36 protein-coding genes and 1 pseudogene are annotated in these 25,594 nt (G+C 68.8%); 14 read left to right on the top strand and 23 right to left on the bottom strand.

The features are described 5' to 3' along the window. Window positions 1-56: 56 nt before the first annotated feature. The 3 genes from ACF08M_RS39230 to ACF08M_RS39220 form a co-directional block, all read right to left on the bottom strand. On the bottom strand, window positions 57-374 hold the full coding sequence (locus ACF08M_RS39230) for a hypothetical protein (RefSeq protein WP_392190089.1): 318 nt from the start codon (window positions 372-374) through the stop codon (window positions 57-59). A 23-nt stretch (window positions 375-397) separates the two neighbouring features. Then, entirely contained in the window at window positions 398-679 is a 282-nt protein-coding gene (locus ACF08M_RS39225; protein WP_392190088.1) for a recombinase family protein, read from the bottom strand. A gap of 241 nt (window positions 680-920) precedes the next feature. Then, window positions 921-1,301, bottom strand: a complete 381-nt coding sequence (locus ACF08M_RS39220; protein ID WP_392190087.1) for a hypothetical protein — start codon at window positions 1,299-1,301, stop codon at window positions 921-923. 238 nt (window positions 1,302-1,539) lie between these two features. Here ACF08M_RS39220 and ACF08M_RS39215 point away from each other — a divergent pair, with 238 nt between their 5' ends. Then, window positions 1,540-2,688: a pentapeptide repeat-containing protein gene (locus ACF08M_RS39215; RefSeq protein WP_392190086.1), complete on the top strand. Its 1,149-nt coding sequence runs from the start codon at window positions 1,540-1,542 to the stop codon at window positions 2,686-2,688. A 345-nt stretch (window positions 2,689-3,033) separates the two neighbouring features. Here ACF08M_RS39215 and ACF08M_RS39210 read toward each other — a convergent pair whose 3' ends face one another. After that, window positions 3,034-3,435, bottom strand: a complete 402-nt coding sequence (locus tag ACF08M_RS39210; protein ID WP_392190085.1) for a relaxase domain-containing protein — start codon at window positions 3,433-3,435, stop codon at window positions 3,034-3,036. A 159-nt stretch (window positions 3,436-3,594) separates the two neighbouring features. Between ACF08M_RS39210 and ACF08M_RS39205 the strand changes: the two genes are divergently transcribed. From ACF08M_RS39205 to ACF08M_RS39160, 10 genes are all read left to right on the top strand, one after another. After that, window positions 3,595-3,792, top strand: coding sequence for a hypothetical protein (locus ACF08M_RS39205; protein WP_392190084.1), 198 nt, complete (start codon window positions 3,595-3,597; stop codon window positions 3,790-3,792). A gap of 223 nt (window positions 3,793-4,015) precedes the next feature. Further along, window positions 4,016-4,318 carry a hypothetical protein gene (locus ACF08M_RS39200; protein WP_392190083.1) on the top strand — a complete coding sequence of 101 codons (303 nt, stop codon included), beginning with the start codon at window positions 4,016-4,018 and terminating at the stop codon, window positions 4,316-4,318. A 215-nt stretch (window positions 4,319-4,533) separates the two neighbouring features. Next, window positions 4,534-4,734 (top strand): DUF6207 family protein, encoded by a 201-nt coding sequence (locus tag ACF08M_RS39195; protein ID WP_392190082.1) that lies wholly within the window; start codon window positions 4,534-4,536, stop codon window positions 4,732-4,734. A 145-nt stretch (window positions 4,735-4,879) separates the two neighbouring features. After that, entirely contained in the window at window positions 4,880-5,740 is an 861-nt protein-coding gene (locus tag ACF08M_RS39190) for a hypothetical protein (RefSeq protein WP_392190081.1), read from the top strand. Next, window positions 5,737-5,937, top strand: a complete 201-nt coding sequence (locus tag ACF08M_RS39185) for a hypothetical protein (protein ID WP_392190080.1) — start codon at window positions 5,737-5,739, stop codon at window positions 5,935-5,937. Before ACF08M_RS39190 ends, ACF08M_RS39185 begins: the two co-directional genes overlap by 4 nt. 207 nt (window positions 5,938-6,144) lie before the next feature. Beyond that, window positions 6,145-6,486 carry a hypothetical protein gene (locus tag ACF08M_RS39180; protein WP_392190079.1) on the top strand — a complete coding sequence of 114 codons (342 nt, stop codon included), beginning with the start codon at window positions 6,145-6,147 and terminating at the stop codon, window positions 6,484-6,486. A gap of 43 nt (window positions 6,487-6,529) precedes the next feature. Further along, window positions 6,530-6,766 (top strand): hypothetical protein, encoded by a 237-nt coding sequence (locus ACF08M_RS39175; protein WP_392190078.1) that lies wholly within the window; start codon window positions 6,530-6,532, stop codon window positions 6,764-6,766. After that, window positions 6,751-7,239 carry a transposase gene (locus ACF08M_RS39170; protein ID WP_392190077.1) on the top strand — a complete coding sequence of 163 codons (489 nt, stop codon included), beginning with the start codon at window positions 6,751-6,753 and terminating at the stop codon, window positions 7,237-7,239. The genes ACF08M_RS39175 and ACF08M_RS39170 overlap by 16 nt, the downstream gene beginning before the upstream one ends. 373 nt (window positions 7,240-7,612) lie before the next feature. Then, on the top strand, window positions 7,613-8,764 hold the full coding sequence (locus tag ACF08M_RS39165; protein WP_392190076.1) for a ParA family protein: 1,152 nt from the start codon (window positions 7,613-7,615) through the stop codon (window positions 8,762-8,764). Then, on the top strand, window positions 8,761-10,092 hold the full coding sequence (locus ACF08M_RS39160) for a ParB/RepB/Spo0J family partition protein (protein ID WP_392190075.1): 1,332 nt from the start codon (window positions 8,761-8,763) through the stop codon (window positions 10,090-10,092). Before ACF08M_RS39165 ends, ACF08M_RS39160 begins: the two co-directional genes overlap by 4 nt. A gap of 375 nt (window positions 10,093-10,467) precedes the next feature. Here ACF08M_RS39160 and ACF08M_RS39155 read toward each other — a convergent pair. Further along, window positions 10,468-11,338, bottom strand: a pseudogene (locus tag ACF08M_RS39155) (IS982 family transposase). Window positions 11,339-11,402: 64 nt separating this feature from the next. Then, on the bottom strand, window positions 11,403-11,900 hold the full coding sequence (locus tag ACF08M_RS39150) for a VOC family protein (RefSeq protein ID WP_392190074.1): 498 nt from the start codon (window positions 11,898-11,900) through the stop codon (window positions 11,403-11,405). Between the two features lie 497 nt (window positions 11,901-12,397). Here ACF08M_RS39150 and ACF08M_RS39145 point away from each other — a divergent pair, with 497 nt between their 5' ends. Then, entirely contained in the window at window positions 12,398-12,871 is a 474-nt protein-coding gene (locus ACF08M_RS39145; RefSeq protein ID WP_392190073.1) for a hypothetical protein, read from the top strand. A 444-nt stretch (window positions 12,872-13,315) separates the two neighbouring features. Here the strand turns inward: ACF08M_RS39145 and ACF08M_RS39140 are convergent, their stop codons facing one another. Continuing rightward, the gene (locus ACF08M_RS39140; protein WP_392190072.1) at window positions 13,316-13,747 is read right to left on the bottom strand and encodes a hypothetical protein; all 432 of its coding nucleotides are present in this window, start codon (window positions 13,745-13,747) and stop codon (window positions 13,316-13,318) included. 343 nt (window positions 13,748-14,090) lie between these two features. Then, window positions 14,091-14,999, bottom strand: a complete 909-nt coding sequence (locus ACF08M_RS39135) for a hypothetical protein (RefSeq protein WP_392190071.1) — start codon at window positions 14,997-14,999, stop codon at window positions 14,091-14,093. Window positions 15,000-15,193: 194 nt separating this feature from the next. On the opposite strand from ACF08M_RS39135, the gene ACF08M_RS39130 reads away from it, so the two are divergent. After that, window positions 15,194-15,328 carry a hypothetical protein gene (locus ACF08M_RS39130; protein ID WP_392190070.1) on the top strand — a complete coding sequence of 45 codons (135 nt, stop codon included), beginning with the start codon at window positions 15,194-15,196 and terminating at the stop codon, window positions 15,326-15,328. A gap of 141 nt (window positions 15,329-15,469) precedes the next feature. On the opposite strand, the gene ACF08M_RS39125 is transcribed toward ACF08M_RS39130, so the two are convergent. The 15 genes from ACF08M_RS39125 to ACF08M_RS39055 form a co-directional block, all read right to left on the bottom strand. After that, a complete protein-coding gene (locus tag ACF08M_RS39125; protein WP_392190069.1) occupies window positions 15,470-16,144 on the bottom strand; it encodes a hypothetical protein in 675 nt (224 codons plus the stop codon). 231 nt (window positions 16,145-16,375) lie between these two features. Continuing rightward, a complete protein-coding gene (locus ACF08M_RS39120; protein WP_392190068.1) occupies window positions 16,376-17,053 on the bottom strand; it encodes a hypothetical protein in 678 nt (225 codons plus the stop codon). After that, window positions 17,050-17,496 (bottom strand): hypothetical protein, encoded by a 447-nt coding sequence (locus ACF08M_RS39115; RefSeq protein WP_392190067.1) that lies wholly within the window; start codon window positions 17,494-17,496, stop codon window positions 17,050-17,052. The genes ACF08M_RS39120 and ACF08M_RS39115 overlap by 4 nt, the downstream gene beginning before the upstream one ends. Before the next feature lie 100 nt (window positions 17,497-17,596). Beyond that, window positions 17,597-17,743 (bottom strand): hypothetical protein, encoded by a 147-nt coding sequence (locus tag ACF08M_RS39110; RefSeq protein ID WP_392190066.1) that lies wholly within the window; start codon window positions 17,741-17,743, stop codon window positions 17,597-17,599. 24 nt (window positions 17,744-17,767) lie between these two features. Beyond that, window positions 17,768-18,046, bottom strand: coding sequence for a hypothetical protein (locus ACF08M_RS39105; protein WP_392190065.1), 279 nt, complete (start codon window positions 18,044-18,046; stop codon window positions 17,768-17,770). After that, window positions 18,043-18,483, bottom strand: coding sequence for a hypothetical protein (locus ACF08M_RS39100; RefSeq protein WP_392190064.1), 441 nt, complete (start codon window positions 18,481-18,483; stop codon window positions 18,043-18,045). The genes ACF08M_RS39105 and ACF08M_RS39100 overlap by 4 nt, the downstream gene beginning before the upstream one ends. Beyond that, complete coding sequence (locus tag ACF08M_RS39095) at window positions 18,480-19,157, bottom strand: GGDEF domain-containing protein (RefSeq protein WP_392190063.1); 678 nt, start codon at window positions 19,155-19,157, stop codon at window positions 18,480-18,482. The genes ACF08M_RS39100 and ACF08M_RS39095 overlap by 4 nt, the downstream gene beginning before the upstream one ends. Before the next feature lie 169 nt (window positions 19,158-19,326). Continuing rightward, the gene (locus ACF08M_RS39090; RefSeq protein WP_392190062.1) at window positions 19,327-20,145 is read right to left on the bottom strand and encodes a hypothetical protein; all 819 of its coding nucleotides are present in this window, start codon (window positions 20,143-20,145) and stop codon (window positions 19,327-19,329) included. Further along, window positions 20,142-20,336: a hypothetical protein gene (locus ACF08M_RS39085; RefSeq protein WP_392190061.1), complete on the bottom strand. Its 195-nt coding sequence runs from the start codon at window positions 20,334-20,336 to the stop codon at window positions 20,142-20,144. Before ACF08M_RS39085 ends, ACF08M_RS39090 begins: the two co-directional genes overlap by 4 nt. Then, window positions 20,333-20,596 carry a hypothetical protein gene (locus ACF08M_RS39080; protein ID WP_392190060.1) on the bottom strand — a complete coding sequence of 88 codons (264 nt, stop codon included), beginning with the start codon at window positions 20,594-20,596 and terminating at the stop codon, window positions 20,333-20,335. The genes ACF08M_RS39085 and ACF08M_RS39080 overlap by 4 nt, the downstream gene beginning before the upstream one ends. Continuing rightward, the gene (locus ACF08M_RS39075) at window positions 20,593-21,549 is read right to left on the bottom strand and encodes an AAA family ATPase (protein ID WP_392190090.1); all 957 of its coding nucleotides are present in this window, start codon (window positions 21,547-21,549) and stop codon (window positions 20,593-20,595) included. Before ACF08M_RS39075 ends, ACF08M_RS39080 begins: the two co-directional genes overlap by 4 nt. Window positions 21,550-21,615: 66 nt before the next feature. After that, entirely contained in the window at window positions 21,616-22,533 is a 918-nt protein-coding gene (locus tag ACF08M_RS39070; RefSeq protein ID WP_392190059.1) for a DUF6919 domain-containing protein, read from the bottom strand. Between the two features lie 173 nt (window positions 22,534-22,706). After that, entirely contained in the window at window positions 22,707-23,174 is a 468-nt protein-coding gene (locus ACF08M_RS39065) for a Pycsar system effector family protein (RefSeq protein ID WP_392190058.1), read from the bottom strand. A 117-nt stretch (window positions 23,175-23,291) separates the two neighbouring features. Then, window positions 23,292-24,137, bottom strand: a complete 846-nt coding sequence (locus ACF08M_RS39060; protein WP_392190057.1) for a hypothetical protein — start codon at window positions 24,135-24,137, stop codon at window positions 23,292-23,294. Between the two features lie 117 nt (window positions 24,138-24,254). Beyond that, window positions 24,255-24,689, bottom strand: a complete 435-nt coding sequence (locus tag ACF08M_RS39055) for an RRQRL motif-containing zinc-binding protein (RefSeq protein WP_392190056.1) — start codon at window positions 24,687-24,689, stop codon at window positions 24,255-24,257. Between the two features lie 133 nt (window positions 24,690-24,822). Between ACF08M_RS39055 and ACF08M_RS39050 the strand changes: the two genes are divergently transcribed. Continuing rightward, window positions 24,823-25,056: a hypothetical protein gene (locus ACF08M_RS39050; RefSeq protein ID WP_392190055.1), complete on the top strand. Its 234-nt coding sequence runs from the start codon at window positions 24,823-24,825 to the stop codon at window positions 25,054-25,056. Window positions 25,057-25,594: the final 538 nt, after the last annotated feature.

Genomic DNA, 25,594 nt, shown 5'->3' with positions numbered 1-25,594 from the left:
GGCTCCAATACTGCCCACTGCTCATCCGTCAGGTCTCCCCGCCCCATGAGCCACGATCATGCATAGGCCGAGATCCATTTCGATACACGCCCTAGCGGCCGGGTGATCGCGGACCGGGTGGCATGGGATGTGGAGCGCAGCTCCTCAACCCGTTCCGGGGTGGCGCCGGAGAACTGAGCCTCTCCGCGCATCCACATGGCGAGCTGGTGGTCAGCGGCTGCGGCGGCGAGTTCGGTGATGGCGTCGAGCCGCTCACGGCGTAACTGCTCGGCGGCGGCCGCCGTGGTGGCGCGGCCGGCGTTCTTCTGCTGGAAGGCTCCGGCGACAACTGCACCGAGGAGCGTGCCGAGCACGGCGATGAGGGTGGTGAGCATGGTGAGCCCCTTCGTGGTGGAGGTCAGGTGAGGCGGGACAGCATGCGGTCTGCGTGGTCGCGCTTGGTCTGCTCCCGCTCGGCTGCGCGCGCGTGCGCGGACTGCTGGCGTGCAGCTGCTCGCGCATCCGGGGACAGCAGCCGGTTGACGGTGGTGGCGTGCCATCGACCCCCGCGCTTGGTCGGGATGCCCTCGGAGTTCAGTCGGTTGGCGATGGCGCGAATGCTGACGCCTTCCGCTTGCCACCCCCGCATCCGTTCGATGACCGCGGCTTCGTCTTCGTCGAGCGTGAGTTCCTTGTCCACGGTTTTTTGCCCGTAGGCCGGGGCACCGTGGGCGTAGCCGCCGCGCTCTGCTTTGGGGGGAAGAAGCCGCCCCGCCGGGCCACCAGCCGCTGGTGGAGGAAAGTCGGCAGCATTCGGCTGCTTTGCCCAGCTCAGGCCGGAGATCGGTCCACCGCGCGGGCCGTGCCGCCGCCGGAAGGGAAGGGTGAAGGTGGACGTCGAACTGCGGGCCCCTCCGGGCGGGTGGCCGGCCCCGGTTGGTTCAGTCCTCGTCGTTTCGGATGATGCCGCCTGGCACGTGCGGGTCGAATCGGCCGACGCGCATGGCCTCGATGCACTGCAGGACACGGGCAAAGGACTTCAGCCCGTACGTGATGTACCGCGTAGGCGAGTCCCCGAGGACGCTTTCACGCTTGATGGGAACGCCGCCCATGATTGCCCAGTACGTGTCACGCACCTCGTGCTCGGGGTGAGCCCCGATCCACGCCATCTCGACGTCCGCCGCGAACTCGTTGGCGGCCGTGCAGGTGTACTGGTCCCATTCCTCGACGGGCTTGGTCGGGTCGAGCGCGGCAATCGTGCGTACCTGCTCGATGCAGCGCTCGTAGATGCGGGACAGCTCGGCGTTCAGATCTTGGCTCATCAGGTTTCTCCCTCTCCCGCGCCGGACCGTCCGGCGACTGGTGAACCCTGCCCGAGGCCGCGGTGAAACAGTCGCGTCGCCTCATACGCAATCCAGCGGCCAGGGGGGGCGAAATTGGTCATATGGGGCGGGGTTCTTCAGTCATGGCGCTGGCTGCAACCGCTGACCTCAGTACCTTGTCTTCATCGTCATGACGCCCAGGCGAAGGCCACGATCACTGAATGAACGGGAACTACGGTTGTGGAGGGTCGGCCGGGCTCTCACCCTCACGTTCGTCGCCGCGGTCCTGGTCGCGAGCGGCGTCTTCTACGGCCTGGTAGTCCTGCTGCACGTCCAGAAGATCGACACCACCGCGAAGCTCGACGCGAAGACGCTCTTTGACCTGGTGAAGCTCTCGTTCGGGGTGGTCGCGGGTGCCGGTGCGCTCGTTGCCCTGGTCGTCGCCTACCGCCGCCAGCGCGTCGACGAGGTCGGCGCCCACCGCGAGGCCACCCGCCTCCACACCGAGCGCTTTTCACAGGCCGTCGACAAACTCGGCTCCGACTCCCCAGCCGTCCGACTTGGCGGCGTCCACGCACTCGCAGGCCTGGCCGACGACGCCCCCGACGACAGCCTTCGCCAGACCTGCGTAGACGTCCTGTGCGCCTACCTCCGACTCCCCTATAGCCCCGACCCCGGCGAGGACCCCGCCCACATAGAGGAGCACCACCATTACCTCGCCCTCCGCGAGGTCCGACACACCATCCTGCGCCTCATCGGAGACCACTACCGACACCCCAAAGACACCCATCGCTCCTGGCAGGGCTGCGACCTCGACCTCACCGGTGTCACCATCGACGGCCCCATGGACTTCGGCAGCGCAACGTTCTCCGACGGCGAGGTGTCTTTCAACAACGCAACGTTCTCCGACGGCGAGGTGTCTTTCAACAACGCAACGTTCTCCGGCGGCCGCGTGGACTTCAGCAGCGCGACGTTCTCCGGCGGCCGCGTGGACTTCAGCAGCGCGACGTTCTCCGGCAGCTACGTGGATTTCAACAACGCGACGTTCTCCGACGGCGAGGTGTCTTTCAGCAGCGCGACGTTCTCCGACGGCCGCGTGTTCTTCGTCTTCGCGAGGTTCTCCGGCGGCGACGTGTCCTTCCGCTACGCGAGGTTCTCCGACGGCTACGTGGACTTCGGCGCGAGGTTCTCCGACGGCAACGTGGACTTCAGCAGCGCGACGTTCTCCGACGCCAACGTGCTCTTCGTCGTGGCGAGGTTCTCCGGCGGCAACGTGGACTTCAGCGACGTGACCAGTCCGGCTCCTCAGGGGCTTCTTGCTGCCGTAGGTACACCTACTCCAGCGGGGGTTACCCTGCCCTCCGCTTGGCTACTGCCAGTTCCATAAGCTCTACGGGGGCTTAATCGGTCGTCTTAGCTCCCTCCGGCCGATCGAGGCGAGACGAACGAAAGGGGCGCATCGGTGAGCCGATCCGATCCCGTCCAATCCGGATTACGCCCCGCCATTTCACCCCCGATAGTGGCCAGGGTGCCTCAAGCCGATCCGCTTCCCCTTCCCGGCCTGTACCGGCCACCGCTCACATGTCCGGAGTCCACGCGCTGACGCGTCCTCAGAACCGTCCGCACAGCACCTGAAGCAGAGCACCACGACCCCGGACGCCGCAGACGAATTCGCACAGCTCGACGGCGACGACTTCCTCACCATCCACGACCTCCACAACGCGGCCTTCACCTACTTCACCTTCCCCGTACCCCGCCGGAAAGCCACTACGAGCGCGAACCTGCCGTTGACTGCGGCAGAATGCGGCCGTCGACATACGGGTTCGCCGCTGTACGTGTCCAGGATTCTCGGAACCCGCGCGCTTCCCTCCGCCAGGCGCTCGCGCTCGATCCGGTCGGCGTCCGGGTGCCGGCCCTCCCTCAGGAGCAGCTCGGCCTGCCGCTCGGTCATCACGTCCCCGGCCTTGAGACCGACCGCGGCCAGGCCCCGACCCTTCCAGATCCCGGGCGGGACACCGGCTTCGGCCTGGGCGGCGCGCAGCGACGTGCCCGCAGCACGGTGGCCGTCTCCGACCATCACGCCGCGGAAGAGATAGCGCCCGTCTCCCGGGCGGATCTTCGTTTGGCTGATCATCGGGCCATGGAACCCCGGTGCTGACGCGCGAAGAAGCTCGATCCGGGGTCCTTCCCGCCGGGCGGGAGGGCATCGCCAAGTCTTTACCGCAGCGCCCGCCAGGCGGGCCGTCCGGTCAGTCCGAGACGGTAAGCCGCCGACGTGTGCACAGTCCGCCGCATGGTGCGCGAACTGATCTACGCAGACCTCTGCCCGCTGTGCTCGCGACCGATGCAACCCGAGTTCCGCAGCATCGGCGGCTCCGCCCAACAGGACAACCCGGCCCGCATCGACTTTCACCGGTACCACTGCGACATCTGCGAGGCCACCCGCCCCCAGGAGTTCTTCGACGCGACGCGCGCCCTCTTCGAGAGCTGACCATGCCGTGCGAATACTACGCGCCGACCACACGAGCACCACCAGCCACGAAAACGCACGGCAACCGACTCCACCGTCATTGAGCGCACACCAGCGCACCGCGCCCCCGACAACCCACCACAGCTGAGCGCACCGCGTCACCGACGCCCTTCAACACGACCAGCCACCACCGCCCCCGGCCGACCCCCGGCCGGGGGCTTCGTGCGTCCTGGAGGAGTTCGCCGTGCCCACCTACGAGGCCCTGCCCCGCTTCACCACCGACCTGAACCGCCTCACCCCAGAACAGCGCCGCCGATTCCGCCGGGCCGCCACCGCCTTCGTCCACGACCTGCGCACCGGCCGCTTCCGCGCCGGCCTCCGCATCAAGCGCGTCCAGCGAGCCCCGGGCATCTACGAACTCACCTGGTCCATGGGCACCGGCCCCGCAGGACGCGCCACCTGGCAGTACGGGCCCGACCGCCGCCCCGGCACCCCGCACGTCATCTGGCGCCGCATCGGCACCCACGACATCCTCACCGGCCCCTGATCCGAGGTCTTCGGTCACTTTCACGCGCGAGCCCGGCCGGTGGGACTGGGTCGGCGACCTCCCTGAACTTCTGTCTCTGCGACGGCGCCGCGCCGGGCGTGGGGGCAGCCGATGCCGTCAACCACCGCCCCGGAGGGCGGGCCTCCCCTCGCTCGTACGGATGGCGTCTGCGGTGCCGGCGAACCCGGCCGGGCGATCACCGTGTCAGGGTCGGCATGAAGATCGACGCGCAGCACATCGATGAGCCCGGCCTTGTCGTTCTCGACATCACCGCCGCCGACGAGGAAACGGCCCACGCCGTCATGGCCGAGCTGGAGCAGTGGTGGGCCACCTCCGGCATCACCCCCGTACGCAGCGAACCGGGACCAGGGGTGCGGGCGCGCGTGTACGCCGACATCCGACGCCCGGCGCCATGATGTGCCCCTCGCTCTCCCCACTCGGTCAGGAACCCGCTTGATTTGGGGTGATCGGCCCATGGCGGGCCGGGGTGTGGCTACGGTGCCAGGGGCGTCCGAGCGATCTTCCGGATGGGGCGCGCATCAGATACAAGGGGGAGAGCGCATGGAGCTGACGATCGTGGTCCAGAACTTGGGGCACGGCGGGCTGCGAAATGGTGCGGGTGATCCGGAGGACCGCTGGCCTCAATTGGCCGAGCGGATCCTGAGTGTGGGTGAGCCGGATCTCGTGCTGGTCCAGGAGGCAGTCGAGTGGTCGTCCTACGGCCACCGGCAGCTCGGAGTCGCGATGCGGGACCTGGACATGGACGCGGTACCAATCCCGCCGTCCAGCTCCGGGTACGTACCGACGCTGCTCTACCGGCGCGACACCGTCGGCCGGTGGACCCACTGGAACACCGATTTCTCTCAGGAGACACTGCACGGCTTCGGGGTCGCTGTCTTCGATGTGGGTCTGCCCGCCCCGCTCGCGATTGTGAGCGCGCACCTGAATCCGTTCGTGGCCGATAAGGCGCGTGCCGAGGCGAAGCTCATCGCGACACGGGCGCTGCGGTACGGGCCGTACGGGATCGTGGCCGGCGACCTGAACTACCCGCCCGCCGACCCGGGTAACCCTGCCCCCGACTACGGGGCGATGCTGCCGTACAACCGGTCGGCTCGCACCCGGCTACCGTCCGAGGTCGACGGACAGCTGGTCCCCGACCGGCGAGTCACCGAGACCCTCGCCTACACGGGGTTCGTCGACGCAGCGTGGAAGCTGTACACGGAGCGCGGCGACGAACGGCTGCTGCGGAAGACTGCGACAGACGACCGGATCGACCAGCTGTGGGTGTCCGCGCCGCTGCGCGACACCGTCCTCGACTACGGCGTGCTGGACACGCCCGCAGGAGCGTCGGACCATCACGGTCTGGTCGTGCGCCTCGACCTGGACCAGGCAGCAACCGACAACGTGTGGGAGTACCGATGACCTCGAACCGACCTTGGTGGTACCGGATCCCGCCGGTCGCAGTCGTGCTGATCACGTACGCCGTCACCGGCGCCCTCATCTACACCTGCATCACGGACACGGCAATCGCGTGGGCCGGCGGCGGGCTGGTCCTCGGTCTGCTGGCTGCTGTCGGGCACGGCGCGGCCCAGGCCGCGCACGACGCCCGGCAGCGCTAGCCAACCCGCGGCCGACCGGTTCAGACAGGGCCGCTGAGCGCGAACTTCAGGAACAGGCTCAGCCGCCGCACCTCCAGCGGTCGGAACCGCCCCGGCGACCCTATGCGGTCACAGCACTAGACGGAGGGGGCAGTCCGGCACACTCACCATGCACAACCCGGAGAACCGGGTAAGAATCTGTCGGACGATCCGAGATGGAGCCCTCCCGTGGCGAAGATCGACGTGCACACGCACCTGATGCCTGCGCTCGACTCCGTGGCGAAGGAGTTCTCCGTGCGGACGACGCACGAGGAGCTGTGCGACCCGGAGGCCCGGGAGCGGCTGACGCTCACGGTTATCAGCGACGAAGGGGCGTGGACGGGCCTGGACCCGGAACAGGTTTCGCTGAGGCACCTGATCAGGGCGTCCCTGGACGACGCCGCGACCGCCGCCCAGAAGGCCTTCGGGCCCGGTGCCACCTACCGCGTCGTCCTGGAACTCCTGGTCGGAACACCCCACGGAGACCGGATCGAGTACGCCTCCAACCGCACCGAGATCATCACGGACTGAGCCCCAACCTCCGCCGCCAGCAGAGCCGTTCAGACAAGGAAGCATGAAGATCACCATTGAGGGAGCCGGTGAGAACTTCGAGCGGAAGCTGCTCGCGTTCTTCGCCGACCCCGAGAACCGCGATGGGCTGACTGTCACGGCCAACACCGAGTGGACGGTCGAGCGCGCCGAGCGCTACCTCCGCTCGCTGCCCGTCGGCGCCCGCCGGTTCGCCGAAGTCGTCGTGGTCGGTGGCGACGGCTACGCGGACCAGCTCCGCACGAGATGGTCCTCTCGCTGACCGCCCGCGGCATGACCTCCGGAGAGATCGTCGCGCACCTTCAGGAGGTGTACGGGATGAAGACCTCTAAGGAGACCATCTCCACGATCACCGAGGTCATCCCGGCTGCCGTCGCCGCGCTATGTGAACGCGTCGAGCACACCCCGGCCGCGCGGAGGACCGGCGGTGCTGAGCACGGACCTGCGGCGGGCTCTCGCCACCCACGGCCTCGCCGGGCACCAGGTCCACCAGCTCGGCCCCGCCCTGCTTACTGTCACTCTGGACGCCTCCCAGGCCCTCGCCGCGCTCCTCGCCGCCCGCCGTGTACTCCCCCGCCGCCGAGAACGAAGGCCGGTGGGGCGCGGGGCCTGCCGAGACGGCCACGGCCTCGCTCGCGGTGGCCCTGGCAGCCTCCGGTCCGGGGACGTACGCCCGGGTCCTCGCCTCCGGGCAGGTATCCGCCGGGCCCACCCCGACTACTACCCGACAGATGACCGACACGCTGAACTCCCGCCCGGCTCGGGCTGACCTGGCGGCGCGGCCCCGGCGCCGCGGGCTTGGGCACGGCTGGAATGGCATCAACGCCGGTCGTTGAAGTCGGCGGACAGCGGAAGAGGCCCGGCCACGGGAGGAGGGGAAGGGTGACCGGGCCCGTGCGCCGTTTCCCACGCATGTACGCCGACATCCGGCGCCCGGCCGCATGACGCGCCCCTCGGCTTGAGCCGATCGACCCATTGGCGCGGTAGGTGGCTACGGTGTCGGCTCGTCCGCTGGATCGGCACCGGGAACGTCGGTCATGACTCGGGCCGGGGAGCGACACGGGTCGAGAAGTCACCTGCAGCACATGGGCGGTACTAAGGTAGCGCCATGACTGTGCCATATACCCCTGAAGATCGTGAAAAGGTAGTTGCCAAGCTGCCGTCACCTCTTCGTCGCGAACTCAAGGTGCGAGCAGCCGAGTTGGACGTTGACATCCAAGACGCGGTGACCGGAGGTGTCACTGCGTGGATGGGTCTGAAGGACCATCCGGTCGTCGACACCAGTGGCGGCGCCTCGTTCTCGACGTACCTGCCGACCGGGCTGTACGAGAAGCTGAAGGGCGCGTGCAAGTCCCGCAAGATTTCCTACAACCAGGGGATGGCTCAGTCGATCCGGTGCTGGCTCGACGCCCACCCCTCCCCTCGCCCGGCTCCCCCGCGGACGACCGGTGCACGGCGCCTGGTGTTCGGTAACCAGAAGGGCGGTGTGGGCAAGACCTCGGTATCGGCCGGCGTCGCGCAGGCACTTGCGGAGACCGGCAAGCGCACTCTGCTCATCGACTTCGACCCGCAGGGACACCTCACCCGGCAGCTCGGATACGAGATGCTCGACATCGGTGCGGCCAGCCTGGCCAAGCACATGCTGGCCGACGCTGAGGGTGATCTCCAGGCGCTGCTCGTCGCGATAAGGGGTGGTGACTTCGAAGACCGGCTGTGGCTGCTCCCCGCGTGCAAGGACGCGTTCTTGTTGGACGCGAAGCTCGCCACTACCCGCGCTGTCCGGATCAAGGAGACCGCGCTCGAGCGCGTGCTGGCCGACCTGGAACAGGACTTCGACTTCATCGTCGTCGACTGTCCTCCGAGCCTCGGCTACACGATGGACACCGCGCTGTACTACGGGCGCACTCGCGAGGGCGAGGAGCCCGGACAGTCCGGCATCGTGATCCCGGTCCAGGCCGAGGACACCTCCGGCGACGCGTACGACATGCTCGCCGAGCAGATGGACGATCTGTGCGAGGACCTGAAGGTGGAGATCGCCACTTTGGGCTTCGTCGTCAACCTCTACGACGCGCGCAACGGCTTCATCGCCACCTCGTCACTCCAGTCCTGGCAGAGCATGGAAGAGCCGGTCCTCGGCATCGTTCCAGAGCTCAAGGAGCAGCGGGAGGCGGTTCGCCGCAAGGAGCCGTTGCTGGCTTACGAGCCGGACTGTGAGCAGGCGAACGTCCTGCGGTCGATCGCCAGGAGGATTCAGGGATGAGCATCGCGGACAAGGTCGGCGAGAGTTCCTCGTTCGGACGTACACGCAGCCGCAGTGCGCGCGGCAGGGCGAAGGCGCTGACCGAGGGGGCGATTCCGGCGTACGAGCTGGTCCGACTCTCCCTCGACCAGGTAGCACCCACTCCCCTCAATCCACGCCGCAACTTCGGTTCCCACGAAGAGATGGCGCGCTTCGGTGAGGAGCTGCGCGAGGCACAGCTCGCCGCGTGCGTGGCTGTCACTCGTGAGGCCTACCTGAAGTTGTGGCCTGAGCACGAGAACACCATCGGGGCAGAAGCGCTCTACGTGCTCGTCAACGGCGAGCGTCGGTTCCGTAGCGCCGTCCATGTCGGTCTGGACAGGCTCGATTTCGTGGTACGAGACGATCTGGCCGCGACCCGGGAAGACTTCGTCGATCACCTCCTGGCGGAAAACCTCGACCGCGAGGACTTCGACGTCATCGAGCGGGCCCGGGGTGTGGAACAGCTCGTCAGCGTCTGCGCGGAGGATGGCGGCGAGCGGGGCGCACGGAGTCGGGCAGCCAAGCGGCTCGGCAAGGACCGGTCCTGGGTCACCAACCAGCTGGCCCTGCTGACCCTGCCGATGGAGATTCAGGTGATGCTCAGCGCTGGCGAGGTTTCAGAGCGGGACGGCCGCTCCTTGGCCCGACACCTCAAAGAGGACCCGAACCAGGACTCGGCCCAACTGCTCGCCCACCTCACGAGCGCCAAGGAGGCCGCGGAACAGCAGAAGGCGGAGGAACAGCGTCTGCTGGCCGCTGGCCGCGACGCCCTGGTGCGGGCTGGTTCCTCGGACTTGTTGTCCGCGGACAACAAACCTGCTCCCAGCTCAGGACCCTCCGCAGGTTCGGCACCAGAATCCCCCGTCGCCACTACCAGCCTCCGGGACTTGTTGTCCGCGGACAACATTCCTTCCACCGATGACAGGCCCTCCGCCGGTGCAACCGCAGAGGCGCCGCCCGCGACGACCAGCTCGCCCGAGTTGTTGTCCGCGGACAACAACACCTCCCGCTCTGCAGCTGGGAACGCCAGCGGTAAGACACTTCACAACAGCTCGACGGATTCCTCAGCCCCTACGGCCCAGAGAGAGGGCGCTTTGGACGGAGTTCCCGTTCCTCGCGGGGAGCGTCCCAGCGGCGACGCACCGCAGCCGGTAGTCACGGGTGTCAGGTTCCCGTACGAAAACGCCATCCAGGCTGCCGACTTCCTCAATGCCCGCATGGATGACTCACAGTTCCTGATCCTGGTGGACACGCTCAACAAGATGGCAGAGCAGCGCCGCAGCTCGGTCCGATCCCCTGCGGAATAGCACACGGCTTGAAGGGTTCAGGGAGCCCTCCGGCCGCGGACCGTCCACAAGCACAGGAAGGCCCGACGCCCCGCCATTGTTCTCGGGGTGGTCGGGCCTTCAGTGTCATGTTGAAGACCTCCATGTGATTGGGTCACCAACCAGCTGGCCCTGCTGACCCTGCCGATGGAGATTCAGGTGATGCTCAGCGCTGGCGAGGTTTCAGAGCGGGACGGCCGCTCCTTGGCCCGACACCTCAAAGAGGACCCGAACCAGGACTCGGCCCAACTGCTCGCCCACCTCACGAGCGCCAAGGAGGCCGCGGAACAGCAGAAGGCGGAGGAACAGCGTCTGCTGGCCGCTGGCCGCGACGCCCTGGTGCGGGCTGCGATGTGTTCAGTGATCGAATGCGACCAGCGACCGCATGGCCGGGGCGCCGGTCTTGTGGTTTCGCCAGATCGCGGCGGCCATCGCGAGGACTCGCTGAGCGACGCGGACGGCGACGCCCTCAAAGGTGCGTCCGCCGTGCTGTTCGAGGTCCAGCTGCCCTTTGAGGGTGTCGTTCACAGACTCGATCAGCTGCCGCACCGACTTGAGAAGAGGCTCGCCCTTGCGCTTCTTCTCCCGCTTGAACGACGGCCGCAGCAGTTCGATCCCGCGCATGGCCAGGTCGTTCTCGAACTCCTTGGAAGCGAAGCCCTTGTCGGCGATCAACAGCAGGCCGGACCGACCGGCGATCAGGTCCTCCTCGACATCGAGCATGGCCTGGAGCACCTCGCGCTCGTCCAGCTTAGGTTTCGCCAGCGTCCACAGGATCGGCATCCCGGTCGGCGTGCAGACCAGGTACAAACGCAGGCCCCAGAAGAACCGGGTGGTGGGAGGCGCAGTAGCCGTATCCGGCCCAGCCGGCCATCTCCGACCGCTTCACCGTCGGCCGCGAACGCCCGCACTCCACGGGGGTGGAGTCCACGATCCAGTGGTTGTCGAACCAGAAGTCCGTGTCCGCCGCCAGCATCCGTATCGCCTTCTTGACCATCGGCAATGCGGCCCGCAGTCGCTTGTTGTACCCGGACTGCTGCGGTAGATACGGGAACATTGAAGCCAGGTGTGCGTGTGCGTACCGCAGCCAGCGTGCCTCGGAGCTGAAGCCGAGCAGGGCCTGTGCGACCGCCAGACAGATGAGTTCAGAGTCCGTCAGCCGTGGCGGCCTGCCCATCCACCGGTCGGTCCCCTGCTCGTCATCGATCTTCACATACAGTGCGGTCAGCAAGGTGTCCAAGTTCTCGTTCGCCACACAATGATCTTGGGCATCCTCTTCTCGCTCGTGGACGTCAGCCGAGGTTGGATTCTCGGGCGGGGAAAAAGTCGGCGCTTTGGGCGTACTCCATAGCCTTGGTGAACTCCGGGTCGCCGAGGCGGCGTTCCATTTCCTGCGGGCTCAGATCCTCCACACGGGTCTGGATCCAGTACAGGTTGCCCAGCGGATCGCGTACCCGCCCGACCCGGTCTCCGAAGAACAGGTGGGTGACCTCGGTGACCGAGGTGCCGCCGGCCGCAACGGCCTGACGATGCACGGCGTCGGCGTCCTCGACGTAAAGGCGGAGGAAGCCAGGGGTTGGCGGCCACTCCGGCCGCGCGTCGAACATCATCACCACGGAGTCGCCGATCCGTACCTCCGCATGCTCGATGGCCCCGTCCTTGCCCGCAAGGCACGCGAGCTCCTCCGCGCCGAAGGCCCTCTTCATGTAGTCGATGAGCTGCACCGTGTCGCGCGAGATGATCCACGGCGTCACGGTGCTGTAGCCCTGGGGAACCGGCTTGACGGACATCTGACTGCCTCCTGGGGTGCGAGTGCCTCAACGCGGTGATGACGCTAGACGCCTTTTAGGTCACTCACTGTCCTAGAAGCTCCCGATGGATAGGGATCTCGCGAGACGGGCCAGCCAGACATAGGACTTGATCGTCTAGGGGTGGGGCGATCGACTCGATGCTGCGGTTGCTGACGCAGTCGCGGCTGTCCCTGGGCTTCTCGTCGCGGCCGCGGTAACCGACAGGGGGCGCCGTACCAGCGTGCACCTGTCCGGCCAGGATCAGCAGGCATGCGTCCTCGCCCTCTCCCAGCAGGCCGGCCTGCCCCCAGTCACGCCCCAGAGGCGGTGTCCTCCACCAGATCACTGCTGTGTCCGGAGGGCAGGGTGCGGCAGAGACATTGGCCCGGATGGACAACGTATCTGGGCTGTCATCGAGCTCTGACCGCAGGCTCAGCTGAGCCCAGTTTCCGGGAGGCGGCCTACCTCGAGCGGCGTGTCTCCCGTAGCTTGCTGAGATGGAGTGGACAACGCTGGCGGCTACATTCCTCGGTGCGTCCATCGCCATGGGATCGACGGTTCTCGTGGAGGTTCGCAAGGACCGCCGCGAGACGCTCGGCGAGTGGAGGCGTAGCAAGCGCGAGCTCTACGGGGTCTATCTGGCGACGCTCGCGCAGGTTCGCAGCGATCTGCAGCTCGTCGTCCTTGACCGTTCTCTCCCTGATGCGGAGCGCGTCCTCACGGCGCACCAGGTATTTGCCCGGTGCTACGAACTGCGCTACCAGCTTGAGGTTTTTGCGCCTCGCGCAGTTGTCGAGCCAGCGCTGAGGTACTTCCGGAGTGTGCGCAAGCTGAGAGATGCGACTGGTACAGGCATGGCAGATGGCGACGAGGAGTGCACACGTATCTTCCCAGAGATCATGGATACCTTGGCGGACGTTCGAACCGCCATGCGTCTGGACATGGGTACCGACATGTTGGCGACCGACTGATCCCGGCATGGGCCCCTCTGCGGGTGCAACCATGGTTGGCCGAGGCGGCGGGGCTCTCCGACTTTGTTGTCCGCGGACAACAACACCTCTTGCCCTGCGGTTGGAGGTGCCGGTGATGGGAGGCTGCACAGTAGCTCGACGGGCCTGTCTGCGCCGGTCACAGGGGGAGTGGACCTTCGTGGTTCTGAGGACAGAGCCAGGGACCAGCACTGTGAGCTTTCCTGTCGCAACTCAGTTGCTGGTTCGACAGGTCCGTCCGGGTGGGGCATTGTCGACGGTGGTCGGCCCCAATCAGCTCTCATACCCGTTGGCTGCCCGACCGGAGTAGTCAGCCGGGCGCCGTCTCGCTGATGTCCGTACCGTCGGTGCGGGTGCCCTGACAGGACGCTGCTCTTGGCTGTCCCACGGTCGTTTCGCACGTTCCGCGGGACAGCCAGTCGCTCCCTAGATGACGATCGGATTGGTTTCTACGGTGCACCCCGTCCCGATCACGACGAGCGTCTCCACTGGCACGGTGTCCAGGATCTTGCCGAAGACGGCAACCGAGTCGGTGCAGTACAGCTGAGTCGAGCCTTTTCCTGGTTCCTTGGACCGGAGCACGACCGGTCCGCGATTCGGGTAGGGCTGGACCTCGGAGTACGGGTCGGTTCGCTCTTCCTGATCGCAGCCCAGGCCGAGGGCGCCGGGATCGTTCAGTCCCAGCCGCCGTGCTGCCTCGAAGACCACGTCGACGGAAAAGCCGGCCGGGGGGTGCTTGAGATCGACGGTGCCCAGCGAGCACATCCGTGCCGGGGTTTCCTTGGGGGCCGCCTCAGCAGGCGAGGCCAGTACCAGGGCGACCAGGACGGCAGAGGTGACAGTGAGAGTCCTTTTCATGTCACCGATACTCATCCGCACTTGAACGACAAAAGCGGTCTTCAACGCTTAAACACATACTCTTCGCGCTTCCTCAGTATGCGCACGCCCCTCCAGCCATGCTTCCCAAGCCGGGGGAGCGTGCGGAGCGTCGTGGTTTTACGGACGTAAAACCGAGTGAGTCGAGCAGTCCCAGAACGGCGACTGGGTTCCTTGAGAACGGACACCGTGAGAGTGCCCAGGAGCCGACAGTTCCAGGAACGCATGAATGCCTCCCCGATACCCGGTGGAATCCGCCAAGTCCTGGCGACGGGGCCGCTCGTGCGCTCAGATGGACGTGAGCCGTGGACACCGGATGTGTGGCTCAGCGGGTCAGGTTGGCGAGGAAGGACTCGGCTGCCGACCACGGGGTCGGCTCGATACCGAAACCACTGTGCGCGTCGGGTCCTTGGATGTGGACCAGCCGGCCGGACACGTAGACGACGTCACCGGTGCGGAACGCCCCGGTGTACGCGCCGAGGTAGCTGCGAAGGTGGGTGATCCGGCGGGCGAAGACGGACGGCTCGTCGACCGTGGACTCCGTGACGGTGTCCACTTTGATCCCGTAGAGCGCTGGCGTGACCAGGCCCTCGGAGCGGTCCGTGATCCGGGCGAGGACGGAGATCGCCCCTACCTCTTTGGCCACCACTCCGGCGAACGTCTTGTCGCCGTCGGCCCTCAGCGGCTCACAGTTGATGTGAGCCCCCGCACCGACTGTCAGGCCCTGCAGTTTCCGGGCCTCCTGGCGCATGAGCGCGTCGAAGCCACCCCCCACCATGTACTTGGCGCGCCGCGCGTACAGCCGGGTGAGGGTCTCGCCCTCGTAGGGGTGGATGAGGGAACGTTCAGCGAACAGTGCTTGCGCCGCCTCGTAGCCGCGCGGCCCGTAGCAGGCCAGGTCGATGTCGGAGCGGGCGTTGCAGGCGCCGACCAGGAGGGACCCGGTCACGCCGATGACGTCCGTGGCGTCGGCCGCAACGATCCAGTTGATGATGGCGAGCAGGTCCTCGCTGACCACCGTTTGGTCCAGGAGGCCGGGGGACTGGTGCAATGCGGCGAGGATCTGGCGGCAGGAGTAGTGGGTGATGATGTCCTCGCGGGGCACGCCGGTGATGACGCATCCCACGGCGGGGGAGTACCCAGCGACGAGCAGGAGGCGGCGGAGCAGGCGCTGCGCAGTCTGGTCCCAGCGCTGCAGTCGGAGCTGGATGGCGGGAAGCTCACCGACATCCACCTCGCCCTGAAGGTGGCCGACGTACCCCGAGCACACCAGCTGGAGGCCCGCGCCAACAAGGGGGAGGTCCCGGCGCCGGACACGGACCCCGCAAGCGTGAGGAAGTCAGAGGCTGGCCGGGAGCCTGCGGCAGCGTCAGGGATTCCCATCCAACAGGACGCCACGTCGCTGTCGCGGTCGGCAATGGACTTGGGATGCCAGTGATCACGCTGCACAACCCGGTCCAGATCGCCGACGATCTCGCCCGCTACCTGCCGAGCGACGACCTGACGCAGCTCACCGAGCTGCTCCTGGAGCGCACCACGGAGGCTCGGATTATTACTGAGTAATAGCTGCCCTTGGGGACACGGATCCCTCGCCCCAGTTATTACTGAGTAATAACCGGGGGCACCGGCTGCCCCGCCCAACGCAAAAAAGCGGCCCTCTCCTCCCGGACAGTTCCGGGAGGAGAGGGCCGCTTCGTGGGCGGATCAGGGTGCCCAGGCCGCGGGCGACTGCGGGCGCGGGGCGACGCGCCGGGCGGTGAGGGCGAGGCGGTGCTGCCAGGCCTGGGCGGCTTGGGCGGGCGGGGTGCCGCGCAGGGCCTCGCTGTAGAGCCACCGGTCGCGCTGGTCGTCCAGGTCATCGAAAGCGAGAGCGGCCGGCCATGTGTGGTGGCAGTAGCGGCAGCGGTGGTAGTGGCCCCAACCGTCGTAGCCGGGCCCGGTGGTGAGGCTGGTCGACCGGCTGGCCCGGTTGCAGGCCGGGCACTCGGACTGAATGGCGACGTCCTCGTGGGGGAGCCATTCGACGGACATGATGGTGGCGGTCTGGGCGGCGGGGTCCTTGGGGTCGGCGTCGTCGACGTGCCAGGCGTAGTCGTCCTCGCCGCCTTTGGTCACCTTGATCCCGATGCGCTTGGTGCCGACCCGGGTCAGGTCGGCGAGCTCGCTGCTGGGCAGGACGCGGTGGCCCCACACGCGCCGGTGGTAGGCGCTGGTAACGGCGAGGACGGCGCGGTCGGTGATGTGGCCTAACGTCATCAGGCGGTCGCAGTTCTCGCCCAGCGTGACGGCCGGGATGCCGTACAGCGTGTCGAAGCCTTCCTCGGTGGTACCGGACAGCGTGAAGGTCTCACCTGGGAGTGCATCGGCGAATGTGGTCATGAGTAGTCAGATCTCCTCTGGGGGTTGGGCTGCGGGGCGGCCGGGGTCATATCGACGGCCGCCCCGCAGACATGGGGGGAGCGAGCGGCCGCACCTGGCCGGGGGAGGCGGGGCACGGTGCTCTGGGGTGTGGGCTACTTGGTGGTGTGATCGGTGATCGCGGGGAACTGGTCGGCGGCCAGGCCCGTCGTCATCGCGAGTCGCCGCCGTTCTCGTAGAAGGTCGTGGCGGTCACGCGCTCACTCCTTCGACGACGGCGGCCAAGAGGGCGACCGCGTCGACCTCGTACGGGTCGGTGAACAGCTTGTGGTCGCTGACGTCGAACGGCGCGTACCGCACGGAGACGCGACACCCGGGCACGAGGGTGGTGTCCCGCCCCTCCAACGCGGCGGTGATCCGGTCGTGGTCCTGCTGGGCGTGCCGGGTCTGGGTGTACGGGCCGAGGCGCAGCAGGGTGTGGCCGTCGCGGCTGTTGTCGCGTTTGCGGGCCTCGATGTAGAGGGCGTAGTGGGCAGGTTCCATGTCGATGTCGTCGGGGAGGTCCAGGCCTGCCGCGGCGTGGGTAAGCGGCGCGTAGGCCGGATCCCACATGCCGAGGATCTTGGTCGTCTCGCAGCGCAGCCAGCCCAGCTTCCGGTAGCGGGCGCCGTAGGGCGCGTGCGGCCCGCCGGGGTGTTGCAGGGCGACGGCGATGAGGTCGGGGACGTGGTCGTCGCCGGGTCGAGTGTGGGCGCGCTCGACGAAGGAGCCGACTCGTACGGTGATGTCCTGGCAGCGGCCGGGTGTCCAGGGTTCCGGGGAGCGGAGGGCGGCGAGCATCGTGCGGAAGGCGTCGGCCACGGCCTGGTCCTCGGGTGCGGGGACGGTGTCGGGCGCGGTGGCCCGGTGGCGGAAGATGCGACGGATCATCGGGCGGTCTCCGGTTCGGGGTTGGTGGGGCGGGTGCTGGCGGGCGTCTTGAGGACGCGCGGCAGGTGGGCGTGCAGGTGCTCGACTTCGACTTCGCGGCCGCGGTCGCGAAGTGCTCGGGCGAGGAGTTCGGTGAGGCCGCATGCCCTGTGCTTTCCGCCTGCGCATCCGATGGCGATGCGTCGGGGGCCGGCGGGCAGGTCGGCGTAGTCGGCGAGGTTGGCGAGCAACTCGCGGGCGCCAGGGGTGTTGAGGACGATGTCCTGGACGCGGGGGTGGAAGCCGTCGAGGTCGAGGATGTCGCGGGCGGCGGCCGGGTCGCGGAGCCGGTCGCGAACGTCTTCGATCCGGTCGGCAGCGGGCGGTACGGGGTAGCCGTCCGGGCCGGTGGGCAGGTGCAGGTAGCCGAACGAGATCAGGCGGATCGGGTGGATCGGGCGCACAGATGTGCCTCCGGTTCTCTGGAAAGGATGGGGACGGCCGGTCGGGGAGATCTGGGTGGCGCTCGGTGGTATCAGCGGTACTTGGTAATGCCGGGGCTCTTCAGCTGGCCTGTGCGAGGAGCTCGCGGTTGCGCTGCTGCTGCTCGGGCGTGAGAGGCGCGGGCTTTGGGCCGTGCCGGTGCCAGAGCGGGGAAGCGGGCGGCTCGGGATAGGCGGGGTCGGTGTCGTGCTGCGGAGTGCTGCTCATGACGGGCCTCCCGGTGGAAGGGGTTCAGGCGTGGTCGTCGTCGCGCCGGCTCTTGGCCTGGACGTCGGAGGCGAACCGGCCGAGGCGAGCCTCGGTGGGATTCGCGGTGATCCATGCCTCGGCGCAGCTCTTGTGGACGGGCTCCCCGGAGTGGGAGCGCATCGGCGTGGGCTGCTCGCACAGCGTGCAGGGGCGGTCGGTCCAGCGGTCGAAGTGCTGGGCGTCGCGCCAGTCCAGCAGGCCGCCGGGAGCCGGGATCAGGCCCGGCTCCCAAAGCGGCTTCTTACCTCCCTTGCGGGTCACGGCCGCAGGGCGGGCAGCTGCTGGAGGACCTGGGAGAGCAGATCCGGTGCCGGCTTCCAGGGGCCGAGTTGCCCGCGTGCGGGGACGGGCAGAAGCAGTTCTTGGACATCGCTGAGCACCAGGTGCCACGCATCGGGCTGCGCCCACTCGGTGCAGGGTGGGGATCCGGGCGGGTCCTGGTGGCAGTCGGTGAGGCGGGCGACTCCGACCACGGCGCCGGTGGCCAGTTCGCGGCCGCGGATCGTGCGGGCGACCAGCGGGAGGCGCAGGGCAGGCCGGTCGATCTGCTGGCCCGCGTGCAGGAGCACCCAGCCCGGCCGCCACGGCCGGGGCCGGTTCTCGATCGTTTTCGCGCCGGTCAGAATGGCGGTGGTCCACGGCTGCTTGATGCTGATACCCCGGATCCAGTCGCCCCCGGGGAGCGTCGTGGTGCTCATGCAGCTCGCCCCCATGTGGCCGTTCCCGGGCGTCCAGCGCGGCGGCCGTTGATGGACGGCACCGTGGTGTGCGAGGGCGAGGCGACGATCGCGCGGCCCGAGTGCTTCCCGTCGTACAGCGCGGCGTCGGCGGCCCGCTGCAACAGGCTCAGGTCGCGGGAGCCGACCGCGCGCGGGGTCGCGGCGCCGACCGAGGCGGCCACGTCGATGGTGCGCCCGTCCTCGAGGACGACGGGGGTGTGCAGCATGCGGACCAGCTGCGCGAGGCGCTGCTCCAGTCGGCCGGCGGGCAGCTCCAGGACGACGGCGAACTCGTCACCACCGAGGCGGCCGACGGACGCGCGCGGACCCGCCCACGCGGTGAGCCGGGCGGCGGTGGCGGCCAGAACGGCGTCTCCGGCCGGGTGTCCGAAGTCGTCGTTCACGGCCTTGAAGTGGTCGGCGTCGATCATGACCACGGCCGTGTCGTCGCCGTGGCGGGCAAGGAGTCGGCAGGCGCGGGCGGTGTAGGTGTCGCGGCGCAGGAGTCCGGTCAGAGGGTCCTTCCGGGTGGCGGCGAGTTGCTTGTGCAGCGCGACGGCGTGGACCACCCAGCCGGTCAGCGGCACGGCGGCGGCGGTGATCAGGAGGGTGCGCGGGCCGAACCGGCCCGAAGTGCGCAGGACGGAGTCCATACTGAGGATCTCCCTCTCGTCTTGTACGGGATGGGTGGCCCGGGGCGGCCGATGGTTTTCCGGCCTTTGCGGCCGTCCCGGGGTGAATCGCCTGGTCCTGATGCCTGTTGCTTGAGGGACCACCGCGACCGTCCCGGCCTTCGTGGGCCGGGACGGCGCGGAGCGTCCGTCAGGCGGCAGCTGGGACGGGGGTGTCGAGGTCGACGCCGCGCAGCGCGTCGAGGACGTACGCGTCGAGGCGGGCCTGGTGCTGGGCGGCGACGGCCAGGCCCACGGCGCGGGTGTAGGCGTAGTGCCGCACGCCGTGGCTGACGTCGAGGTCGGTGTGGGCGAGGACCTGGTCGACGGTGCTGCGCGCGAGGCCCTCGATCCAGGTCTGCGCGGCCGCCTCGCGGCGGCTGTGCGAGACCGAGCCCGCCACCGACTGCGCCCACTGGCGGCTACCGCTGGTGAGGCTGGCGCAGGTCTCCCACATCCAGAGCCGCTGGCTCATGCCATCGGGGTCGGCGGTCCAGTCAGCGGCCCACCGGGCGGCGAGCTCGGGGATCTGGTGGTGAATGACGTCCAGGACGTCCCGGCCGCGGGCTCCGAGTGCCTGGTGCGGATCGGTCTCCTCGATGACGCGGATCTGGTGGGCGAGCAGCAGGTACGGGTAGTGGCGGGGGCTCCAGTTGCCGGTCTCGCCGACCGATTCCACGATCCACAGCCGGATGGGCCAGGCGACGGGCCAGATCGCGGTGTCCTCCAGGGCCTCGCCGACGCGCTTGACCATGCGGAAGTACGAGAAGTCGCACTCGTCGAACCACTTGTTGTGGCAGGGGTTGGGGTGGTCGATGACCTGGCCGATGTTGTCGGCGAGGTTCACCGGAGTCCCGGCCCGGCGGGACATCTCGATGATGCCGTCGGCGGGGGTGGCGATGTACCAGGTGACGGGCTTGCGGGCCATGCGGTCCTCCACGAAGGGGTGTTGGCGGCCAGAGCCGCTCATAACTGGATGGTGATCGGGGCGCGCGGGTCGCCCGCGCTGGTGTGGACGGTGCGGCGGTGCGCGGCGAGGCCGGCGCCCCCGCCCTGGATGGGCAGGTGGCAGTCCGGGCAGCCGCGGAACCAGTCGTCACGGTCGGGGAGTTCGGCCGGGGTGAGCGGGTGCGGGTGCGGGCCGTCGGCGGCGCGGCTCACCGGCCGTCGCATTCCGTCGGCTGCCGGTCGGCGAGGGCCAGGAGTTCCAGAGCGAGGTCCGGCTCGGCCAGGATGGTGCGCAGGATCGAGGCGAGGCCGTCCCGCTCGATGGGGCTCAGCCGGTCCCACACGGCGTGGGCGTCGCGGTGGGTGCCGACGGCCTTGAGATAGTCGTCCTCGGTGGTGGCGGTGTGCTTGGCGCCGCACCGGCCGCACCGGAAGACGGCCTGGTCCCAGCCGCACGCGGGGGGCGTGGTCATGCGCCGACACCCTCCAGCTCGCTCTCCTCCAGGCCGGTGGCGTGGTCGTCGGCCTCCTGGTCCAGGTCGTCGAAGCCGCCGTGGTCGGTGCAGTAGAGGTCCGGGTCGCTGTCCATGGCGCCGTTCAGCGCCTTGTGCAGGTCGGTGACCGAGTGGACGGGCGCCCATGCCTGGCCGGCGCACTCCGGGTCGAAGGGGCAGGGGAGCGCGATGTCGAAGCCGAAGTCGCCCTCGCCGTCGACGTCCTCGCGCAGCGCGAGGGTGAGGCGCTGCTGTCCGAGGCGGATCTCCGCGACGCGGTCCCGGCCGGTCACCAGGTCCGAGCCCGGCCGCCACCGCCACAGAGGCAGGATCTCCGGGCCGAAGAAGCGGCGGGCCAGCCACAGGTCGCCCAGGCCGTTGCTGCCGTCGCGCCCGAGGTCGGCCTCCCGGATCTGCGAGAGCCGCTTCAGGAACGGCTCCAGGCGGTACAGGGCGTCGGCGAAGACGACCGTGTTGAACCCTTCGGCCGCGAGGCGCTGGTGCGAGTGGACCATGGCCTGGTGCTGGGCGCGGACGACATCCTCGGGCACGCGCCGGTTGACCGGCCGCGGGCCCTGCCGCTCCAGGCAGGCCGGCAGCGGCGTGGCGACGATGACCGCCACGGTCGGCATGCCGTGCCGCTTGGCGGCCATCACCAGCTCCACCCGCACCGGCTGTTCGACGTTGGTGGCGTCGATGACCGTGTTGAGCTTGCGGGCCATCCGGCGCTCCAGGATCAGCTTGAGGACGTCGGCGGCGTCGCCGGTCGCGCTCTGATCGCCGGGGCAGTCCGAGACCATCGCCCTGAAAGCGTCGAGCTCCAGGACCTGCGTGGTGGGCCAGGTGCCGGCCAGCGTGCTCTTCCCGCTCCCGGCCGCCCCGATCAGGACGATCAAGGCCGGCTCGGGAATGGTCGTGTCAAGGGGTTGCATAGGGCCGAGTGCCGTGTGCTTCACGGGCGTTCTCCTTGCGGGCTGAGGGTGGAAGTGGCCGAGGGGTCAGAACGGGGGGTAGTTCGTGAGGCCACTCACCGGGAGTTCCCGGTGGGGGAGCAGGACAAGGGAGGGGACCGGGTCGTCGCTGTCGGCGGTCTCGCAGGCGTCGGAGCAGTACGGGCGGGCCGAGTAGTACGGGGCGCCACACAGGCCGCATTCGTTCTCTGCGACGTCGTCGTTTTCCTGCGACCAGTCGATGATCACGCTGGGGTCGATGCATGCCTCGCACCGTTCTGCGGTCGGGTCGGTCACGCCGCGACAGCCGTCCTGGCAGGTCTGCCAGTCAATCGCCGTGCAGCCGCACTCGCACAGCACTGTCGGGGCCGGGACCGGCGGATCCAGGCGGGTGGTGGCTTCGGCGAGGACTTCCCACAGCCGGGTACTCGGGCCGAAGTCCGGGTCGGCGAGGGTGATCTGCAGTGCGGGCGCGACAGCGTTCACGGCGTGGGGAAGCTTCGGCCACATCGCCTTGAGGGCGGCCAGGCCGATGGCCTGGCCGAAGGCGCCCTCAACCGGGGCGTCGCCGGTGGTGACGGTGATGCCGTCGCCGGGTCCGTCCCGCTCTGCGTCGAGCCAGTCGTGGAGGACGATCTCAAGCCCGGCGTTCTCCGCGGTGTCGACAAGACGGCGGATGAGGGCCGGGTCGGAAGCGAAGCCCTGCACGGCGGCCCGCATTTGCAACGGCCCGTCGGCGCGACCTGCCTGCGCGGCCGGGACGAGGAATCCCGCGCGGTTGGCAGTGGCGAGCACGGTGGTGTGCCCGGCCAGGGGGTGGGGGCTGTGACCCAAGCGGTGGCCGGGAAGGTCGCGTACGGTGCCCTCCCACCAGGCGGCGGTGAGCTGAGCGAGGTCGGGCAGGGTGCGGGCGGCCTGCCACTGCTTGCGGTCGGTGCGGCTCATCCACGGCAGTCGGATCTTCATCGGTATCTCCCAGCGGTTGGGCGGGATGGTCGGAGAGGGGGGGTACAGGTGGGTCTCGGGACGGCCGGGTTTGGAGGCCGGCGGCCGTCCCGAGGCACGGGGGGTGTCAGCGGCGGGCGGTTACGTCAGCGGGATAGCGCGGCGCAGGCCGGCGTGGGCGTTGGCCTTGTTGCTCATCCCAGCGCCCCGATCGCGGCGGCGGCCAGCAGGGCGATCGCGGCAAGGATGGCGTCGACCGCGCGGGCCAGGCGCTGGTACTTGCCGACCGCGAGGACCGAAAGCGCCTTCACACGGGCGGCCCGGGTGTCCTCAGTCATCGACTCCCGGAGCTCGCTCTCTTCCAGCTGCGCCCAGTACGGCAGGCCCTCGCGGATGATCCGGCCGCCGCCGCCCAGGTTGGGCCGGACGACCAGGAGGAGTAAGACGGCCGCGGCGGCGAGCGCGAGCACGGCCAGGCCGCCGACGGCCTTCGTGAAGAGCGGCAGGTCCTCGTCGGCGACGCTGGCCAGACCGGCGAGGACCGCGCCGTCGAAGGCGAGCAACAAGCTGGCCTTGCTGTCGGTGCGGGAAATCTCGCCGGTGACGATGACGCAGGCGGCGTCCAGGTTCCGGTCGCTGGTGGAGACAGGGGCGGTGGTCACGTGCGACTCCCATCCGGGCCGGGCTGTCCGGCTCCCCGTCACCACCCGGCCCGCAGTGTGCAGGACGGGTGGATCAGGCAGCTGTCAGTCCGGGTCAGGCGGTGCGCGGGTCGGCGGTCAGGTGCGGTAGATGGGCGGGCGGACTCCGGCACGGAGTTCGCGGATGATCGAGCAGGGGCCCTTGGTGGCGCAGTACGCGTCGTCGGTGTCCGGAAGGGCGTTGCCCGTGGTGCCCCACATGTCGCGGGCGGCCGCGTTCACGACGCGCAGCATGGCGCCGTTGTTGGGGCGGCAGGCGCTGTTCGTGTCGCCGACGCCGTGCTGGTGGGCGCTGATGATGTGCTGGCGGGCCTGGCGGGCGGCCCAGCGGCGGCGGTCGGGTCCGGTGTTCTCGTGCACGTGCCCGCAGTCGTGGAACGTGTCCAGGTGGCAGGCGGTGCAGTGGTAGGTGACCAGCTGCTGAGGGGTACCGCCGGGACGCCACGTGCCTTCGAACTCGTAGACGATGACCTCGGCGCCTGGGGTCTCGGTGTGCGCGAAGGCGGTGACGAGGCCGACGCCGTCCGCGATCGCACCGCGCGCCTTCACGTTCCAGAAGACGCGGGGGAGGAAGTCGTCCCAGCCCTTGCCGTGGGGCCAGTGTGCGTACATGGCGCCCTGCGAGGCGTCGAAGGTTGCTGTGCCGTCGGTGTTCTCGGCCTTGTACTTCTCGATCTGCTCGATCGAGCCGAAGTACGTCGCGCTGAACTCCTCGGATTCCAGGAAGATCAGCCCGTATCCCTCGGGGCGGGTGTCGTGGCCGTTGTCCTTCAGCATGCCGATCATGTCTTCGTACCCCGGGTTGCCGGGGGCGATGGTGCCGACGAGGGGAAGCCGGTAGTAGTCGCAGCTCGTGACGTGTGCCGGGTTGGTGTCGCTGACGTTGTGCGCGGTGCCGTACGTGTTCGTGATCGTGATGCTCATGTGTGGCTGTCCTTCCAGGGTTAGCAGTGGGCGGGTTCCTGGCCGTGGTCGCGGCCAGGTCGTGGAGGTTGGGGAGCGCGCTGGCCGGTCGGTCACGGCCAGCTCCGTCTCGCGGGTTCAGGCCGCAGGCCTGGGGGCCGCCGGCGGCGTGTAGGAGCCGGGGTGCGCGGGGGTGCCGTCGTGGCACTCCTCGCAGGAGCCGACCGTCTTGAGACGGAGGCAGTGGAAGTAGCGGCGGCCGCACTCGGGGCAGGTCTGGCGGGCGGCCATCGCCCGGTCCAACGCCTGCTCCTGCGCGAGCGTCGGGATGCGCTTCGGCTTCGCCAGATCGATCCGGTACAGCCAGGCCTTGCGCTTGCCGCTGCGCCAGGTGATCTGCGCGACGGGCTCGTGGCCGCCGGGGCTCAGATCCATGGCCCGCAGCTGGCGGCGGGTCGCAAGCCCTTTGGGGGCCTGCCGGAATCGGAACTCGAGGAAGGAGCCGTCGTCGTACAGATCGACGTCGGCCAGGTCGTTGCTGTCTGCGGTCGGGTCGTTGTCGATGGCACGCACGGACTGCCTCCTCCGGGTGAGTTGGTGTCTCGCTCGGTGCACACCCACCATGCTGTAAACGTGTTTCGCTTGTCAACTCGTTTACTAGCGAAAGGCGTTGACAGCTTGCGGCGGGGGCTTGATCCTCGAAGGCATGACGAACACGGAGCCCGCCGCACACGTCGGCGTCACGGAGATCGGCGAGATGCTGAACGTCAGCCGCCAGCGAGCCAACAAGCTCGCGGCCAGGCCGGACTTCCCCGCGCCCGTTGCGCAGACGAAGGCGGGCCGGGTGTGGGAGAGGGCGGCCGTGGTGGAGTGGGAGAAGGGCTGGGACCGCACGAACGTCGGCGGCCGGCCTCCGGGCAACACCGCTCAGCGGCGGTGAACTTGGACCGTGATTCCCAAATCTGGGAATCACGGCGCCATGCATCGCGTGCGCCGCACGGGCGATCCCGTGCGGCGCACTGCCGTTCCGGTGGAAACGGCATCGGGCCCAACGGAGGGTGGCCCGCCCGGCGCATCCTTCATGATCTTCTTGGCCTCGGGGTGGGCGGCACGGCCGCGACGCTGTCGTCCGTCCAGGCCCTCAGCCCGCCATGGGAGCGCTGCGCCTAGTCGCGACCGGTCGTGTGGCAGGCGGCCGTGGCGCGGGCGGCGTCCGTGAGCAGCGCGGCCAGGTGGTGGCCGTGGTCGGCGGCGGCCTCCAGGCGCTAGCGGCGGGCGGGGGCATGGTGGTGGCCCCCGGTTGGCAGGTGTGTGTGCGAGTCCCGGGCGCCGGTGGCGATGTGCGACAGGGGCCAGGGCCCGGCCCGTGAGTGCGGGCCGGGTGGGATGCTCTTATGGATGTCAAGCAGCGGTTGCGAGGTGACTCGGGGCCGCTGCGGTGGCGTTCGTGATGGTCAGGACGTGGTAGATCTCGCGGG

The sequence above is a fragment of the Streptomyces sp. NPDC015032 genome, from assembly GCF_043080425.1.
In the GTDB taxonomy this organism is placed as follows: domain Bacteria; phylum Actinomycetota; class Actinomycetes; order Streptomycetales; family Streptomycetaceae; genus Streptomyces.
Note: the sequence above shows the minus strand (reverse complement) of the source record. Positions and strands in the feature narration are given on the sequence as shown.